The 15,663-nt window shown below is 43.5% G+C and carries 20 protein-coding genes; 13 read left to right on the forward strand and 7 right to left on the reverse strand.

Annotated features, from left to right (window positions below; genetic code table 11):
- Window positions 1-116 precede the first annotated feature (116 nt).
- Complete coding sequence (locus CEF21_RS12150) at window positions 117-1,925, forward strand: assimilatory sulfite reductase (NADPH) flavoprotein subunit (RefSeq protein ID WP_481747673.1); 1,809 nt, start codon at window positions 117-119, stop codon at window positions 1,923-1,925.
- Between the two features lie 27 nt (window positions 1,926-1,952).
- Complete coding sequence (gene cysI, locus CEF21_RS12155) at window positions 1,953-3,671, forward strand: assimilatory sulfite reductase (NADPH) hemoprotein subunit (RefSeq protein ID WP_123916708.1); 1,719 nt, start codon at window positions 1,953-1,955, stop codon at window positions 3,669-3,671.
- A 174-nt stretch (window positions 3,672-3,845) separates the two neighbouring features.
- Here cysI and CEF21_RS12160 read toward each other — a convergent pair whose 3' ends face one another.
- Together CEF21_RS12160 and lexA are read right to left on the reverse strand one after the other, a co-directional pair.
- Entirely contained in the window at window positions 3,846-5,282 is a 1,437-nt protein-coding gene (locus tag CEF21_RS12160) for a magnesium transporter CorA family protein (protein ID WP_123916710.1), read from the reverse strand.
- A gap of 122 nt (window positions 5,283-5,404) precedes the next feature.
- Window positions 5,405-6,028 (reverse strand): transcriptional repressor LexA, encoded by a 624-nt coding sequence (gene lexA, locus CEF21_RS12165; RefSeq protein ID WP_123916712.1) that lies wholly within the window; start codon window positions 6,026-6,028, stop codon window positions 5,405-5,407.
- Window positions 6,029-6,178: 150 nt separating this feature from the next.
- On the opposite strand from lexA, the gene yneA reads away from it, so the two are divergent.
- From yneA to CEF21_RS12200, 7 genes are all read left to right on the forward strand, one after another.
- On the forward strand, window positions 6,179-6,499 hold the full coding sequence (yneA, locus tag CEF21_RS12170) for a cell division suppressor protein YneA (RefSeq protein WP_164462171.1): 321 nt from the start codon (window positions 6,179-6,181) through the stop codon (window positions 6,497-6,499).
- An 8-nt stretch (window positions 6,500-6,507) separates the two neighbouring features.
- Window positions 6,508-7,170, forward strand: coding sequence for a YneB family resolvase-like protein (locus tag CEF21_RS12175; protein WP_123916716.1), 663 nt, complete (start codon window positions 6,508-6,510; stop codon window positions 7,168-7,170).
- A 107-nt stretch (window positions 7,171-7,277) separates the two neighbouring features.
- Window positions 7,278-7,508, forward strand: coding sequence for a DUF896 domain-containing protein (locus CEF21_RS12180; protein ID WP_123916718.1), 231 nt, complete (start codon window positions 7,278-7,280; stop codon window positions 7,506-7,508).
- A gap of 106 nt (window positions 7,509-7,614) precedes the next feature.
- Window positions 7,615-9,624 carry a transketolase gene (tkt, locus tag CEF21_RS12185; RefSeq protein ID WP_123916720.1) on the forward strand — a complete coding sequence of 670 codons (2,010 nt, stop codon included), beginning with the start codon at window positions 7,615-7,617 and terminating at the stop codon, window positions 9,622-9,624.
- A gap of 153 nt (window positions 9,625-9,777) precedes the next feature.
- Window positions 9,778-10,224 carry a sporulation inhibitor of replication protein SirA gene (gene sirA, locus CEF21_RS12190; RefSeq protein ID WP_123916722.1) on the forward strand — a complete coding sequence of 149 codons (447 nt, stop codon included), beginning with the start codon at window positions 9,778-9,780 and terminating at the stop codon, window positions 10,222-10,224.
- Between the two features lie 85 nt (window positions 10,225-10,309).
- A complete protein-coding gene (locus CEF21_RS12195) occupies window positions 10,310-10,531 on the forward strand; it encodes a YneF family protein (RefSeq protein WP_035411641.1) in 222 nt (73 codons plus the stop codon).
- 336 nt (window positions 10,532-10,867) lie between these two features.
- Window positions 10,868-11,074: a hypothetical protein gene (locus CEF21_RS12200; protein WP_123916724.1), complete on the forward strand. Its 207-nt coding sequence runs from the start codon at window positions 10,868-10,870 to the stop codon at window positions 11,072-11,074.
- A 100-nt stretch (window positions 11,075-11,174) separates the two neighbouring features.
- On the opposite strand, the gene CEF21_RS12205 is transcribed toward CEF21_RS12200, so the two are convergent.
- Window positions 11,175-11,357, reverse strand: coding sequence for an aspartyl-phosphate phosphatase Spo0E family protein (locus tag CEF21_RS12205; RefSeq protein ID WP_123916726.1), 183 nt, complete (start codon window positions 11,355-11,357; stop codon window positions 11,175-11,177).
- 224 nt (window positions 11,358-11,581) lie between these two features.
- On the opposite strand from CEF21_RS12205, the gene CEF21_RS12210 reads away from it, so the two are divergent.
- From CEF21_RS12210 to CEF21_RS12220, 3 genes are all read left to right on the forward strand, one after another.
- Complete coding sequence (locus CEF21_RS12210) at window positions 11,582-12,286, forward strand: cytochrome c biogenesis CcdA family protein (RefSeq protein WP_123916728.1); 705 nt, start codon at window positions 11,582-11,584, stop codon at window positions 12,284-12,286.
- A 101-nt stretch (window positions 12,287-12,387) separates the two neighbouring features.
- On the forward strand, window positions 12,388-12,747 hold the full coding sequence (locus tag CEF21_RS12215) for a response regulator (RefSeq protein WP_123916730.1): 360 nt from the start codon (window positions 12,388-12,390) through the stop codon (window positions 12,745-12,747).
- A gap of 140 nt (window positions 12,748-12,887) precedes the next feature.
- On the forward strand, window positions 12,888-13,373 hold the full coding sequence (locus tag CEF21_RS12220; protein WP_123916732.1) for a CcdC family protein: 486 nt from the start codon (window positions 12,888-12,890) through the stop codon (window positions 13,371-13,373).
- A gap of 38 nt (window positions 13,374-13,411) precedes the next feature.
- On the opposite strand, the gene CEF21_RS12225 is transcribed toward CEF21_RS12220, so the two are convergent.
- The 4 genes from CEF21_RS12225 to CEF21_RS12240 form a co-directional block, all read right to left on the reverse strand.
- Window positions 13,412-13,837, reverse strand: a complete 426-nt coding sequence (locus CEF21_RS12225; protein ID WP_123916734.1) for a DUF2621 domain-containing protein — start codon at window positions 13,835-13,837, stop codon at window positions 13,412-13,414.
- 209 nt (window positions 13,838-14,046) lie between these two features.
- A complete protein-coding gene (locus CEF21_RS12230; protein ID WP_123916736.1) occupies window positions 14,047-14,280 on the reverse strand; it encodes a hypothetical protein in 234 nt (77 codons plus the stop codon).
- A gap of 84 nt (window positions 14,281-14,364) precedes the next feature.
- Entirely contained in the window at window positions 14,365-14,760 is a 396-nt protein-coding gene (locus tag CEF21_RS12235) for an Hsp20/alpha crystallin family protein (protein WP_123916738.1), read from the reverse strand.
- Between the two features lie 92 nt (window positions 14,761-14,852).
- The gene (locus CEF21_RS12240) at window positions 14,853-14,999 is read right to left on the reverse strand and encodes a small acid-soluble spore protein P (RefSeq protein ID WP_066099099.1); all 147 of its coding nucleotides are present in this window, start codon (window positions 14,997-14,999) and stop codon (window positions 14,853-14,855) included.
- Window positions 15,000-15,109: 110 nt separating this feature from the next.
- Between CEF21_RS12240 and CEF21_RS12245 the strand changes: the two genes are divergently transcribed.
- Window positions 15,110-15,370: a hypothetical protein gene (locus CEF21_RS12245; RefSeq protein WP_123916740.1), complete on the forward strand. Its 261-nt coding sequence runs from the start codon at window positions 15,110-15,112 to the stop codon at window positions 15,368-15,370.
- The last annotated feature ends 293 nt before the right edge of the window (window positions 15,371-15,663 follow it).

Genomic DNA, 15,663 nt, shown 5'->3' on the forward strand with positions numbered 1-15,663 from the left:
TGGACTAAGTCTGTTTATTTCTTATGAGCATGCCAAGCTTCATCCAAAAACCGACTTAATTTATAGGTATAATCGAAATATCAAGATGTGAAGAGGTGGGTTCATTGCAAATTAAAGTGACAAACAGCCCTTTTAATCAAGAACAGGCAGATCTGCTGAACCAGCTTCTGCCGTCGCTCACAGATTCCCAGAAAATATGGATTTCTGGTTTTATGGCTGCTTCAGGTAATGCCAATTCCAATACATATGAAAACACAGACAGCAGTGTTTCCGCCGGAACTGTAAAAACGAACGAATCCAAAAAAGTGACCATTCTATTCGGTTCACAGACCGGAAATGCACAGGGACTTGCAAAGGAAAGCGGGAAAACCCTTGAAGAGAAAGGGTTTGAAGTGACGGTCGCTTCCATGAATGATTTTAAGCCGAACCAACTCAAAAAAATACAAAATCTCTTAATTATTGTCAGTACTCACGGCGAGGGAGATCCTCCGGATAATGCTCTTTCTTTCCATGAATTCCTGCACAGCAAACGTGCCCCGAAGCTCGAAAATTTTCATTTCTCCGTTTTGTCATTAGGAGACAGCTCGTATGAATTCTTTTGCCAGACTGGGAAAGAGTTTGACTTAAAGCTTGAAGAGCTTGGGGGAAATAGGATCTATCCGCGCGTTGACTGTGATCTTGATTATGACGAGACTGCAGCAGAGTGGCTGGAAGGGGTTCTTGGAGAACTGGGCACTTCAGAACAGGAGCAGTCAGCCGCACCTGATCGGGAAGCTGTCACTCCGGCTTCCGGAGCAGCCTATTCAAGGACCAATCCGTTTCAGGCAGAAATTCTGGAAAGGATCAATTTAAACGGGCGCGGTTCCAATAAAGAGACGACTCACCTGGAACTATCCCTTGAAGGGTCCGGTCTTTCCTATCAGCCCGGCGACAGTCTCGGAATTTATCCGGAAAACGATCCGGCCCTTGTCAGCATGGTGATTGATGAAATGAAGTGGGACCCCGAAGAACCGGTGACAGTTGGGAAACAAGGGGAATTGCGGTCTTTAAAGGATGCTCTCACCTCCTTTTTTGAAATAACCGTCCTTACAAAGCCCCTCCTTGAAAAGGCGGCAGCTTTCACGGAAAATCAAAAGCTGAAGGAACTGCTTTCGCCCGGACAAGAAGGGAACCTTAAAGAGTATGTGACAGGCCGCGACTTCCTTGATTTGCTTCAGGATTTCGGCCCGTGGGCAGGATCGGCACAAGAATTGCTTTCTATTCTTCGGAAAATTCCGGGAAGGCTGTACTCCATTTCAAGCAGTTTGGAAGCCAATCCGGAAGAAGTTCATTTAACCATTGGAGCCGTGCGCTATGAAAGTCACGGACGTTCGCGAAATGGGGTATGCTCCATTCTTGCGGCAGAACGGCTTCAGCCGGGAGACCGATTGCCTGTATATGTGCAGCCGAATGAGAACTTTAAGCTACCGGACGACCCTGACACCCCGATTATCATGGTGGGACCTGGTACGGGAATTGCTCCATTCCGTTCCTTTTTGCAGGAGCGCGAAGAAACAGGAGCTGAGGGCAAATCGTGGCTGTTTTTTGGTGATCAGCATTTCGTTACCGACTTCCTTTATCAGACAGAATGGCAAAAATGGATAAAAGACGGCGTATTAACGAGAATGGATGTCGCCTTTTCACGTGATACGGAGAAGAAAGTTTATGTTCAGCACCGGATGCGCGAAAAGAGCAAAGAGCTTTTCTCCTGGCTTCAGGAAGGTGCCGTATTCTATGTGTGCGGCGATGAGAAAAACATGGCCCAGGATGTACATGAGGCTCTTATCGAAATTATTGAACATGAAGGCGGGATGAGCCGTGAAAAAGCAGAAGAATACGCGGCTTCTATGCAGCGGGATAAAAGATATCAGCGTGATGTTTATTAATCCATACAGGAAAGGAGTCAGGTTAGCATGACCAACACAAAACTGACTGCACCCGGCGGTACCCCGAGTGATGTGGAACGCATAAAGGAAGAAAGCAATTATTTACGGGGAACACTGGCAGAATCAATGCTTGAACCGATCAGCTCCGGTATTTCCGATGATGATAACCGGCTGATGAAATTCCATGGAAGCTATCTGCAGGATGATCGTGATCTCCGGAATGAGCGTCAAAAGCAAAAACTTGAGCCAGCCTATCAATTTATGCTCCGTGTCCGCCTTCCCGGGGGCGTGGCTACTCCAGACCAGTGGCTTGTAATGGATGAGCTTGCCCGGACAAACGGGAACGGAACCTTGAAACTTACAACGAGAATGACTTTTCAGATGCATGGGGTCTTAAAATGGAACATGAAAAAAACCATCCAGGAAATCCATGCTTCCCTCATGGATACAATTGCCGCTTGCGGAGATGTAAACAGGAACGTCATGTGCAATCCGAACCCTGAACAATCGGGCATTCATGCAGAAGTATATGAATGGTCAAAAAAATTGAGTGAACACTTGCTCCCTCGCACCCGGGCCTATCATGAACTTTGGCTTGATGAAGAGAAGGTAGCGGGAACAGCGGAAGCGGAAGAGGCGGAACCGATGTACGGACCACTTTATTTGCCGCGGAAGTTTAAAATCGGAATCGCTGTGCCCCCTTCAAATGATATCGATGTCTTTTCGCAGGATCTCGGGCTGATCGCCATTGTTGAAGAGGAAAAGCTTACCGGCTTTAACGTCCTGATTGGCGGCGGAATGGGAATGTCCCATGGGGACCAGCAGACCTATCCGCAGCTCGGAAAGCCAATTGGTTTTTGTACGCCGGATAAAATTCTTGATCTTGCTGAAAAAGTCATAACCATTCAGCGTGATTACGGGAACCGCTCAGAACGTAAAAATGCCCGTTTCAAATACACCGTAGACCGTCTTGGTCTTGAAACAGTCAAGGAAGAATTAGAAAACCGCCTTGGCTGGAGCCTCGATGAAGCAAGGCCATATAGCTTTGATCATAATGGAGACCGCTACGGTTGGGTGAAAGGTTTAAAAGGGAAATGGCACTATACCCTGTTTGTCGAAGGCGGACGTGTAGCTGATTTTGAACAGGTGAAGCTTTTAACGGGACTGCGGGAAATAGCGAAAGTGCATACAGGCGACTTCAGGCTGACCGCCAATCAGAACGTGATCATTGCAAACGTGTCCCAGCAGAAGAAAAAACAGATTGACGCTTTAATCAGTGAATACGGCCTTACAGACGGAAAACACTTTTCGGCCCTGCGCAGAAGTTCAATGGCCTGTGTTGCACTCCCGACGTGCGGCCTTGCAATGGCAGAAGCTGAGCGCTATCTACCGGTTTTGATTAATAAAATTGAAGAAATCGTGGATGAGAATGGTTTGAAAAACGAAGAAATTACAATTCGCATGACAGGGTGTCCGAACGGCTGTGCCCGCCATGCATTAGGAGAAATCGGATTTATCGGCAAAGCTCCCGGAAAATACAACATGTACCTCGGAGCAGCTTTTGACGGCAGCAGGCTCAGTAAAATGTACAGAGAAAACATCGGAGAAGAGGAAATTCTCCGCGAGCTGCGGGAGCTTTTGCCCCGCTATGCGAAAGAGAGACAGGCGGGAGAGCATTTTGGTGATTTTGTCATTCGCACCGGAGTGATTGCTGCAACAACAGATGGAACGAATTTTCACCATTAAATAACAGGGTTTTAAAACCCTGGGCGGAATACGCGATAATTAGAGCAGCGGGACAGGTGAGATCCCGCAGGCTCACGAGGAAACGAACTGCTCGCCCAAGGAAAGCAAAGCGCCTTCTGACTGCATACAGCAGCAAAGTGTAACAGAAAAAAGATGACCCGCTCATATAAGGGGTCATCTTTTTTTCTTCCGTATAATAAGGTTCCGGCTCAAACTGAATATAGCCCCGGCACCAAGCCCGATGCCCATCAGGATTCCGCTGATGGCGACACAGAAGGCAATATACTCGAAAACCGAGTAACGGGCCATGATCGTCCAGTCAATTTTCCCTTTCCAGTCTTCTATCACGAGATTCATACCGTATATCCCGGAGATCACTGTATAGGTGGTTAAGATAAACAGCAGATAATTATTCCGTTTCGCTGAAATTTTTTCTTGGTTCCGGAATAAGCTGTCCAGTGTCTTCTTGACTTCATCATACAATGTGGAGATATGAAACACTTTATTCATTAATACAGCAAGTTCCTGGCCTTCCGTCCTGCTGCTGATTTCCTTAAAGTGATATTTTCCTGAAAACTCCGTTATGGTCTGAATGAGCTGTTCAATTTCTCCGGTTTTGTTTCTTCTATAAAGAAGGGAGTATTGGTAGGACAGTTTTAACAGAACCATTTTATAAAAAAAGTGAAGGAGCAAGTTGTAGTAATGCTGGCCGAACATCTCAGATTTAATCAAAGGAACATGAGTCCCCCGCTGTGTAAGGCAAGTAAAAGCATGATCGCTCACAATATACTGGGTCTGGGGAGCCCAGCGTCTGTAACTGTGCTCCTTTGCGTATTCATCAATGTATTCGGGATCGTAGGCAGAGATAAACGGCATGCCTTCGGGATCGTAGCCGTTAACCTGACCGGAGCGAAACAAATGCTGATTTGAAACATACTCTTCAGCAGACACGAGTGTACTCACAACGTACATTCTTTCATCTACAAAATAAGGGAGGCTCCCGAAGTAAGAGGTTTTATTTGCCCCTGTTTGAATATAAGGAACGATGCAGGGAGCAACCTCCTTAAATATATAATCCTGAATACTGTCATAGGTTCCGTCTTTTGAAAGAACCTGAAGCTGTTTTTTCTTTACTATTTTCGGTTCAAGGACCCGAAACTGGTTTTGGAAATGAAGAACATCCGAAAGCTTAAGATTTGTATCAGCCAAGCGGGTCCTGACCGATATCATCCCAATTTGAAACGGGCAGATAAAGAGATCGGCAGACAGAATTTCCACTTCAAATGAACGCTTCTCATCACCGAACAGAAGGCGTATTTTTGAATGGAGGCTTTTGGAAAAGCGGCTTAGGGATTCCTGTGCTGGTTCTTCCGTAAACAGAAGGTTTTCAATAAACGGCAAAAAGTACTGATCCATCTGATCATGTGACACGGTTTGCCCCGGGCCGTAAAAAGCACCTTCCAACTCCTTTGCTTCGAGCCTGAAAAATTCGTAGCCGGATGATTTTAGCGTACCCTCCATTTTCTTTATGCCTGCAGGTTTAAGGGAAAACGGAAAGATAAATTGACTGGATGATTCATCCAGTATAAGCTCCTTGGATTGGCCGGACATGGCAACCTTCCTCCTGGTGAATAAAAGTAAAGGCAAAATGACCCTATGCAATAGGATAGGGGATAAAGATTTATTTTATCATTTTTTCCCGAAAAAAAAGCCTGTCCCGAAGAACAAGCTTCTTAATGAACCGTGCGGTAAACACCAATCACTTTTCCCAAAATGGATACATTTCTTAACAAAATAGGTTCCATTGAAGAATTTTCAGGCTGAAGACGGATATAATCCTTTTCCTTAAAGAAGCGTTTTACAGTCGCTTCATCATCTTCCGTCATCGCTACGACAATATCTCCATTGTTGGCAGACTGCTGCTGTCTCACGGCAACGAGGTCACCATCCAGAATACCTGCTTCTATCATACTGTTTCCGACAATTTCAAGCATAAAGACATGCTCATCAGGAGAAGCGATCCGTTCCGGAAGAGGAAAATATTCTTCAATATTTTCTACGGCGGTAATCGGAACACCGGCTGTTACCTTCCCGATGATTGGAACGTTGATCACACCCGTTTTTGGAATGCCGGCTCCCTGGTCTTCGTTAAGAATTTCAATCGCCCTAGGCTTTGTCGGGTCTCTTCTTATTAAACCTTTGTTTTCAAGTCTTGCAAGATGCCCATGCACGGTAGAGCTTGAAGCGAGGCCTACGGCAAGGCCGATTTCCCGGACGGAAGGAGGGTAGCCTTTGCTTTTTACTTCCTGTTTAATGAATTCAAGAATGTCCTGTTGCCTTTTCGATAATTTGCTCATCGCTAGCACCTCAAAGTAAGTAATTTATAGTGATTATAGCATGATTTACCTATATATACAAACATAAGTTCGAAAAACGCTTGACCAGGAATGTTTGTTCGCCTTATAATAAAATCAGAAAAAGCGAACAAACATTCTGGAGGGGTTAATATGTCAAAGAGCACATTTGCACTCATAGCATCATTTTTTATTCTTGTAGCAGGAATTGTTTTTGCGGCAGCCGGGGCAGGTACAGACAAAGCACTGGACAAATATGCTAAAATAGAAATCCGTGAAGGAGATACTTTGTGGGATATCGCTGAGGCTCTCGAAGATAAGCATGGCCTGTCGCAGATGGAATTCGTTGAATGGGTCGACAAAGAAAATCATTTATCCTCCATTGTCATTAAACCGGGGGACCGGATTGTCATTCCGATAAAAAAAGATCAGCTATACGATCTTGATTCCCGTATTATAGCATCAGAAGAGTAGGTGTTTGTTTGAAAGCAGCAATCTATTGCAGAGTGAGTACATCTAAAGAAGAACAGGAAACATCGCTGCACAGGCAAAAAGAGGAGCTGACTGCACTTGCCGCATCGCATGGCATGGAGCTTGTCCGGACCATAACCGAACAGGCAAGCGGATACGAAATTGAGAGGGAAGGCATCCTTGATCTTCTCGACCTAATAAAAAATAAAGAAGCAGATGCGATTCTCATCCAAGATGAAACGAGACTTGGAAGAGGAAGTGCCAGAATGGCGGTTCTGCACTGTATATATAAAGAAGGGGCAAAAGTATTTTCCATTGCCCAGCAAGGAGAGCTTCAATTATCAGAAGCAGATACGATGGTGCTCGAAATCGTCAGCATCGTGGAGGAGTACCAGCGGAAAATACATAATATGAAGATCCGGCGGGGGATGAAGCGGGCTATCGAGAAAGGATACGATCCTCGGAATAATCTTACTGACATACATTCCGGTGGAAGAAAGGACAAAATAGAGGTTCCAATAGAGGAAATCGTACGCCTTAGGAGGAATAAACTGACTTTCGCTGAAATTGCCGCTACATTAAGAGGATTCGGATATTCGGTTTCAAAAGCGACCGTGCATAGAAGGTATCAGGATTATCAGGAAGAACAAGAGGCAGCCGAACAGACCAGGTAATCTGTTCGGTTGCCTTTTTAATAGCTTTTTTGTACCATTGCACTATAGTTTGATACGATATCCTGCAATTTTCACCATTGGCGCAGCGGGAATAAAGGAGAATGCACATGCTTTCAAACGATAAAATAGCTAGAATTAATTTTCTTTCCAAAAAGTCTAAATCAGAAGGATTGACTGGCGAGGAGCAGAAAGAACAGAAAAAACTCAGGGAAGAATATTTGCGGACGTTCAGAAGCTCAATGAAAAACACATTAAAAAGTGTAACAGTCGTTGATCCTGAAGGAAATGACGTAACACCCCAGAAATTAAAAGATGAAAAAAATAAAAGATTACACTAAGAATCGAGGATAGGCCTGCTTAATTTAACAGGCCTATTAGTTGTACTATTTGGGCTGTACGGATATGATAAGAAGGTAAATTGTTTACTCGAAAGGATGGTCTATCATGACATTATCTACTATTGATTCTTTGTCCATTGCTACGATACGGACATTGTCTATTGATGCAATTGAAAAAGCGAATTCCGGACACCCGGGTATGCCTATGGGCTCGGCTCCGATGGCGTACAAATTATGGACAGATTATATGAAACAAAATCCTGAAAATCCAAACTGGTTCAACCGGGACCGCTTTGTTCTATCTGCTGGACATGGCTCAATGCTTTTATACAGCATGCTGCATCTTGCGGGATACGATGTGACAATGGAAGATCTAAAGTCTTTCCGTCAATGGAACAGTAAAACTCCTGGACATCCCGAGTTTGGACATACACCTGGTGTAGATGCAACAACCGGACCGCTCGGACAGGGGATTGCAATGGCAGTCGGAATGGCTATGGCAGAACGTCATCTTGCCCATACATATAATAAAGATTCATTTAATGTCGTGGATCACCATACGTTCGCTATTTGCGGAGACGGTGATTTGATGGAAGGAATCTCATCTGAGGCATCTTCTTATGCTGGACATTTAAAGCTTGGCCGTCTAATCGTCCTTTATGATTCAAATGACATTTCACTTGATGGCGATCTGGACCGTTCATTCAGCGAAAACGTGCAGCAGCGGTTTGAAGCAATGAACTGGCAGGTTATCCGTGTAGAAGACGGGAATGATACAGAAGAAATCGGCCGTGCCATTGAAGCGGCAAAGAAAAACGAAGATCAGCCGACATTGATTGAGGTGAAGACTACAATCGGCTTCGGTTCACCAAACCGCGCCGGCACATCCGGAGTTCATGGCGCACCGCTCGGAGCAGAGGAAACGAAGCTCACTAAAGACGCTTACAAATGGACATTTGAACAGGATTTCCATGTTCCGGATGAAGTGTATGAACACTTTGAGAAGACCATTAAAGATTCGGGTAAAAAAGCAGAACAAGAGTGGAATGCATTGTTCGAGGAATATACAAAAGCGTATCCTGAGCTTGCAGCTGAACTGACAAGTGCTATCCAGGGTGAGCTTCCAGAAGGCTGGGACAAGGACGTTCCTGTTTATGAAGCCGGCAAAGGCCTTGCATCCAGAGCCTCCTCGGGAGAAGTGCTGAATGCGATTGCTAAAAATGTTCCTTACTTGTTCGGCGGATCTGCCGACCTTGCAGGTTCAAACAAAACGACCATTAAAAATGTGGAAGATTTTACAGCTGAAAATTACAGCGGCCGCAACATTTGGTTCGGGGTCAGAGAATTCGCAATGGGAGCCGCTTTAAACGGAATGGCTCTTCACGGCGGCTTAAGAGTATTCGGAGGAACGTTCTTTGTATTCTCTGATTACCTTCGTCCGGCTATCCGTCTTGCCTCACTAATGAACCTGCCAGTAACGTTTGTGTTTACACATGACAGTATTGCGGTCGGTGAAGACGGACCAACGCATGAACCGATTGAGCAGCTTGCCTCACTGCGTGCGATGCCAAACCTTGACATCATTCGCCCGGCAGATGGGAATGAAACAGCAGCAGCATGGAAGTTAGCCGTCACTTCCACATCCAATCCGACAGCGCTTGTTCTATCCAGACAAGATCTTCCGACGTTGGAACACTCAGCCAAATTGGCGGATACGGGTGTTGAAAGAGGAGCATACGTCGTATCTCCTTCCCAAAAAGAAGAAGCAGATGCGATCTTGCTTGCTACAGGTTCTGAAGTCGGCCTTGCAGTTGCTTCTCAAAAAGCGCTTCTTGACGAGGGAATTGATGCTTCCGTTGTAAGTATGCCTTCATGGAAACGGTTTGAAGAGCAAACAGAAGATTACAAGCGCTCCGTCCTTCCGAAAAATGTCAAGAAACGTCTGGCGATTGAAGTTGCTTCCCCGCTTGGTTGGGAACGCTATACAGGCGATGAAGGAGAGATTCTTGCCATTAACCGTTTCGGTGCCTCTGCACCAGGTGAAACGATTATGAAAGAGTTCGGATTCACCCCTGAAAATGTCGTGGCCCGTGTGAAGGCATTATTAAACAAATAAAATGTTTTAAAAAGGAGAGCCTGCACATTCAGGCTCTCCTTGCCTGTTTTTCGACACAATTAGTGGTTCCTCTCTCCGCATTAAGACACTCTTCCTCATGCGGTTCCCTATATAATAGGGACATATAGATGCAGCGGCAGGAGGGGTTCACGTTTGAGACATTATTATGTTTACTTAATTGAAGAGGAATTTGCCAGCCATTATTTCGGAAAAGAAGCAAAAATCTTTGACTTGATCCGCCATTATCAATGGACAAGCGTTTATGATGGTTCTTATAATGTTCTTGAACGTCAGGTCCAGTATATTTCGAGAGATATTCCTTCCAGGCAAATCCATGAGCTGCTTACAGGGTACTTATCCTTACGAAAAGGATACAGGCAGGTAGGTCACTTACACAGGATTGTATTAAGCGGTGAAATAGGACAGGCCACTTTAATGATAAAAGAACGCTATATCGAAATAGATGCGCAGGGAAGCTTTGAAGCGGAGACCATCTTTTTTGAAATTCTGCGGAAATTAGACCCGTGTTTTCTCGCAATGGACTTTCAATCCCAAAGATTTGGGTGGCTAAATCCAATTTCAGAAAGAAAATTTGTCTAAAAAAGCAGAAATTATGCAGGAGTTATTGTATAATATCGAAGGGTTTAGTAGACTGTAAACGAGAGAACTTGAAGGAGGAACTACCATGGCTTTATGGCTAGGCATAACACTGATTATAGTTGCTCTTTTGGGCGGCGTTGCGCTGGGCTTCTTTATTGCTCGCAGATATATGATGAGCTATTTGAAAAAGAACCCGCCAATCAATGAGCAAATGCTCCGTATGATGATGATGCAAATGGGAATGAAACCATCCCAGAAAAAAATCAATCAAATGATGAAAGCAATGAACAGCCAGCAGATTAAATAATCTGAACCTGCCTGGAGCATTGCTTTAACGATAGTCACACTTGAACATATCTTTCATAAATTTATGCTTCAGGGTGAATCTTTCATCTGAATCAGGCTTTATACTGTCTTATTCTTGGCTTTTCAGTAAAAACCGCTTTTCCTGTCCGATGGGCAAGGAAAGCGGTTTTTTAGTTGGCTTCTGTTATTTACTCATGCCATTTCTTTCTCGTGCATTAGCGCTATACATTTAAATGGTTCTGACTGTTAAGAGGATTTAAATTACAATATAGGAGCTGAAATCAGAAGGAATATGCTGCTCTTTGACGAATGTTACATTCGAAAGGGAGGGGATGGCATGTCAAAACTCGTGATTGAAATGGTCATAGAAGGTGAGCAGGTTTTTCAGGAGTCAGTCGATTATGAAGTGGTGCAATTAATGATGCAGGCAGATTACATAACGGTCAACATGAATACAGTAAGGGTACACGCCAAGGAAGTGACAAGCAAAGGTGTTGTGAGGTTTTACGGAGTCCATCGAAAACCTGAAGATCAACATTATTGACTTTGAAAGACGTTAAAACTCAGTACGAATGAGCAAGTTCGATGGAGCACCAAAATAAATCAGACCAAAAAAGATGACAGCGCAGCGTCATCTTCTTCATTTATTGGCAAGCATACCGCTGAGAATTTCCAGGCAGGATAATCTGCTGATATTCATAAAGCATTTTATCGAGTTCCTGGCTGGATTGGATGGTTACGGCAGAGGTCATTCCGTTTTTGTACACAATTTCGTTTAATTCCTGGCGTTTCCTCTCAATTTCTTTAAGCAGATCCTTCTTAGTCACTGAGATGTATCCTTTCTATGTAAGCTGCTGTCTATAAAGGAGAGCATAAGTAGTCCTATTGAATTTGTCTTTCCTGATTATAAGGCTTTTTTAGGTATCCTAAAATAGCATCCAATTAAGTGTAAAAAAATTGACATAAGAATGACATAAAATGAAATATTCGTTCTTATTTTTGACTGATATGATACATTTATAATAGAACATAAGAAGAGAGAAGGATGAGGATGGCAGATATCAATGCAATGCTTTCGTTCGGAGCGGGATTTCTTTCATTTGTATCTCCTTGCTGTCTTCCGGTATATCCGGCCTTTTTATCATACATAACCGGAATGTCGGTTCAGGATTTGAAATCGGAACAAGCGATGTATCAGAAGCAGAGTTTGCTGCATACATTCTTCTTCCTGCTGGGATTTTCCATCATTTTTATAGCGCTTGGTTTTGGCACATCTCTGATTGGGAACTTTTTTATTTCCTATCAGGATCTGATCAGGCAAATAGGCGCCATTCTCATCGTTTTTGTTGGATTCGTTACAATGGGAATTCTGCAGCCTGAATTTCTGATGAAAGAACGGAAAGTTCAGTTTAAGCAGCGCCCGGCCGGCTACGCAGGATCGATCTTGATCGGTCTTGGTTTCGCAGCTGGATGGTCCCCGTGTATCGGACCGATTTTGACTGCTGTTATGGGACTGGCTGGCAGCCATCCCGATTCAGGAATGCTCTATATGATCAGCTATGTGCTCGGTTTTTCTGTTCCCTTTTTTGTCCTGGCCTTTTTTATCGGAAAAATACAGCGGATTACACGCTATACCCGAAGTTTTATGAAAACTGGTGGAGTCATCATGGTGGGGATGGGCATGCTGCTGTTTTTTGACGGTTTGACCGTTATTATCCGTTATTTTACTGAATTGACAGGATTTTCGGGATTTTAGACCTATTAAAGAATAAAAAATGAGACATTTTTACTACTTTTCCCTGTTCTTTCTGTTATAATAAGGATAGATAAAGGCGAAGCACTATAGGGAGGGGTAACATGGCGAGGATTTTAATCGTTGATGATGCCAAATTTATGAGGGTCACATTGTCCAATATATTAGAAGGTGCCAACCATACGATTGCAGGAGAAGCCGAAAACGGAATAGAAGCCGTTCGATTGTATAAAGAACTGCTTCCTGATCTTGTAACTCTGGATATTACAATGCCGGAAAAAAATGGCATTGAAGCTTTAAAAGAAATTTTGGAAGAGTTTCCTGCAGCAAAAATTATGATGTGTTCTGCGATGGGCCAGCAAAAAATGGTGGTGGAAGCCATTGAAGCCGGGGCGAAAGACTTTATTGTCAAACCATTTGACTCTAGCAGAGTACTTGAAGCTGCTGAGCGCGTACTCGGATAACATAGACACGAACCATTTAGATTGTATCTGAATGGTTTTTTCATATGTGAAAAAGTCATGATTTTGCACAGCCTGTCATATGTTAACTTTATCAAATATGGTTTATAATAGAGGAATCAAGATAAGAGGGATGATGAATCATGGATTTAATAGTCATTTCTACCATAGTAGCTGTTGTGATGGGGACGATCGTTTTAGTTGTGAGAATGAGAGCCTCCAAAAAACCTGCTTCTGCAAAGAAAATTATCCTGCCGCCCATTTTTATGAGTACAGGTGCTCTCATGTTTGTTTTTCCTTTTTTCCATGTAACCGTAGCTGAATTTTGGGAAGCCATTCTTGCCGGCATGTTTTTTTCCATCTTTCTCATTAAAACAAGCAAATTTGAGATTCGTGACAATGAAATCTATTTGAAACGGTCCAAGGCGTTCGCTTTTATTTTAATTGCCCTGCTTGCGCTTCGTGTCGGCCTTAAATCTTTTTTAAGTCTATCCATCGACGTAGGTGCTCTGAGCGGCATGTTCTGGCTTCTTGCTTTCGGAATGATTGTTCCATGGAGAATTGCCATGTACGTCTCATATAAAAAGATTCAAAACCAGATCAATCCTCCGAATACACAGGCCACATAAAAAGCTGCACCCTTTGATTAAGGTGCAGCTTTTTCCTTTTAAAACATCGCTTTATACATGTTGTAATCAATCTGCTTTTCTTTCAGGCGCTTAATCAAAAATTTATGATCTCTCTTCGGAGTGGCGAGAATATATCCTCTTATGACGTGATCCTGAGTGATGGATGATGCTTGTTCATCCAGAGCAAGTTCCCCGATTTTTCCTGCGATTTTTTCCCTTGCCACATCCCTGAAAAGCTCAGGAACGGGAGAAATCAGTTCTTCAAGAAGATCCTTTTGCTGCTGATTCCAAAGATGCCTGGATTTCTGTAAATAGTGATCCTGCCAGTCTAATATTGATTTTCCATCCTCTTTAGGCAGACGCTTTAAAAACTTTCTGAACATAAAGTAACCGCCGATTGAAAGCATGGAAATAAGGAAAAAAACCCAAAATACAATAAACCATTGAAACCAGCCGTCAAGCATTCTTTTCACCCCAACTGTTTCCATTTATTCTTTTATTATACATGAAATGACAGGGGGAAAGGGCATGTTTTTTGGATACCTTAGCTATTCTTCCATCTGTTTCCTTTCAGCCTTATGTCTCCTAAACTCATTCGGTTCTGTTTGATCTCTAAAATAATTTAAAGCAGGATTCATGTATTGTACCTGTGTGAACGAATAGAACGTGTTTTTTAATTTGTACGGTTCGCTCTTTGAGTATCAACTGCGGAATTCATCATATTCTGTGTGCCCGGCATTCCACTGGACATCATCGCTCCCGGCTGTGTTGTACCGGCTTCTGATCCGCTCCCGCTGCCTTCCGCAGATTTAGAAGAGGATATGGTCCCCACATTTACAGCATTTCCAAAGTGGACTACTCCTCCACTTACTTCATTGATCACAACACTTTTAATGCATACACCCATTTGCCATCTCTCCTTTTTCCCATCATATGTACAGGCTGAAGAAATGGTATAAGCTATTGGCCATAAAGGAAAAAGCAGAGAGGGTTATCTCTGCTTTGGCTTAAGGGTTATGCGGTGATTACCGTGTAAATGTTCGAGATCTTCATTCTTGCGTATAAAAACTTCCAGAATTCCATCTGCGTAGGAAGCGGACATTTCCCTTTTGGATAAACAAAACGGCAGAAAGACCAAAGCCTCTTTTTCCATTTTTTTGCGGCAATAGGTCTGGATTGTCAGACACTGATCCCCTTTAATGACTTTAATGCATGCCGGAAATAGATCTGACAAATCTGCCTCGATAATGTACTGGCTGCTTGTTTCATATACATCAGTGCGGAACGAATGGGAACTTCCGCCTGCAAAAGGATCATCTAAAAACTGAGCGAGCCACTGATCAAGCCCTTCAAAATCGGAAGAGCCCGACTGCTTAGGATCATTCATTTGAATCAAACCCTCCAAAAGATACCTTTCCATTATTTTTATTCAGCAGCATAGTAGAAGTGAATGGAAAAGCTCTTAAAGAGGGGAGAAATTTACATATCGTGGCCGCTGTTGTGCTTTTGGCGGGAATGATTTCTGTTCTTAACTTTCTTTGATCCGCTGAGCGGTTCCGGCTGTCCGGGCTGATCTCCTTTTGGTGCGTTTTTTCGCATGTCTTTGCCTGTATTTTTGTTTGTCAAAAGAATCTCCTCCTTTGCAATAGTTTTTACCTTCCTCTCTAGAGTATACGTGAATACAATCGGAGTCTGAGGAAAAGATATGGTCATCGCATTTAAAGGAGTGAAGGGCAATGCCATACCATAAAAATAAGCAGCAGTCTTTCCAGGCTGCACAGCAGGAATATACAGAAACAAAAAGCCATTTTGAGAACATGGATCCTTCAGGAGCTGATTACGGTTCACACCTGAAGCATTTACAAGAAGAGATCAATGAAACCCAATCACAAATTCAAAATGCCTTGGAAAATGCAACGGGTCGCCAGCGGAGCCAGCTGGAGCAATTTCAAAAAGATATAAGCGGAATTGTTGAGAAGATAAATCCGGAACAATAAGGGGCTGTTTAAAAAGTCTCTTGAACAGGGAAACGCATTCTGAGCGTTTCCCTGTTTTCGTTTGAAGTTTAAGTCATGCTGATACTGCTGCGGGGCAGGTCAGATCCCGCAGGCGGTTAAGCGAGAGAAGGCTCGCCTCCCGCCCCTGGATTAACTGGAAATCAGCCTAAATAAATCTTAAATACTTTGCACATAAGACATCTAAGAATCGTTCTGGACACCCTCTTTGCGGAACGTTTAAATTAAGGCCCGTGGATATCAATTAGAAAATGGGCATCCGTTAATCCATTCCT

The sequence above is a fragment of the Bacillus sp. FJAT-42376 genome, from assembly GCF_003816055.1.
GTDB lineage: Bacteria > Bacillota > Bacilli > Bacillales > Bacillaceae > Metabacillus_B.

What these genes read in the sequence shown, in the direction of transcription:
- cysI (WP_123916708.1), top strand. Translation starts at nt 1,953, where the DNA reads ATGACCAACACAAAACTGACTGCACCCGGCGGTACCCCGAGTGATGTG.
- CEF21_RS12160 (WP_123916710.1), bottom strand. Translation starts at nt 5,282, where the DNA reads ATGTCCGGCCAATCCAAGGAGCTTATACTGGATGAATCATCCAGTCAA.
- lexA (WP_123916712.1), bottom strand. Translation starts at nt 6,028, where the DNA reads ATGAGCAAATTATCGAAAAGGCAACAGGACATTCTTGAATTCATTAAA.
- yneA (WP_164462171.1), top strand. Translation starts at nt 6,179, where the DNA reads ATGTCAAAGAGCACATTTGCACTCATAGCATCATTTTTTATTCTTGTA.
- CEF21_RS12180 (WP_123916718.1), top strand. Translation starts at nt 7,278, where the DNA reads ATGCTTTCAAACGATAAAATAGCTAGAATTAATTTTCTTTCCAAAAAG.
- tkt (WP_123916720.1), top strand. Translation starts at nt 7,615, where the DNA reads ATGACATTATCTACTATTGATTCTTTGTCCATTGCTACGATACGGACA.
- CEF21_RS12195 (WP_035411641.1), top strand. Translation starts at nt 10,310, where the DNA reads ATGGCTTTATGGCTAGGCATAACACTGATTATAGTTGCTCTTTTGGGC.
- CEF21_RS12200 (WP_123916724.1), top strand. Translation starts at nt 10,868, where the DNA reads ATGTCAAAACTCGTGATTGAAATGGTCATAGAAGGTGAGCAGGTTTTT.
- CEF21_RS12210 (WP_123916728.1), top strand. Translation starts at nt 11,582, where the DNA reads ATGGCAGATATCAATGCAATGCTTTCGTTCGGAGCGGGATTTCTTTCA.
- CEF21_RS12215 (WP_123916730.1), top strand. Translation starts at nt 12,388, where the DNA reads ATGGCGAGGATTTTAATCGTTGATGATGCCAAATTTATGAGGGTCACA.
- CEF21_RS12220 (WP_123916732.1), top strand. Translation starts at nt 12,888, where the DNA reads ATGGATTTAATAGTCATTTCTACCATAGTAGCTGTTGTGATGGGGACG.
- CEF21_RS12225 (WP_123916734.1), bottom strand. Translation starts at nt 13,837, where the DNA reads ATGCTTGACGGCTGGTTTCAATGGTTTATTGTATTTTGGGTTTTTTTC.
- CEF21_RS12230 (WP_123916736.1), bottom strand. Translation starts at nt 14,280, where the DNA reads ATGGGTGTATGCATTAAAAGTGTTGTGATCAATGAAGTAAGTGGAGGA.
- CEF21_RS12235 (WP_123916738.1), bottom strand. Translation starts at nt 14,760, where the DNA reads ATGAATGATCCTAAGCAGTCGGGCTCTTCCGATTTTGAAGGGCTTGAT.
- CEF21_RS12245 (WP_123916740.1), top strand. Translation starts at nt 15,110, where the DNA reads ATGCCATACCATAAAAATAAGCAGCAGTCTTTCCAGGCTGCACAGCAG.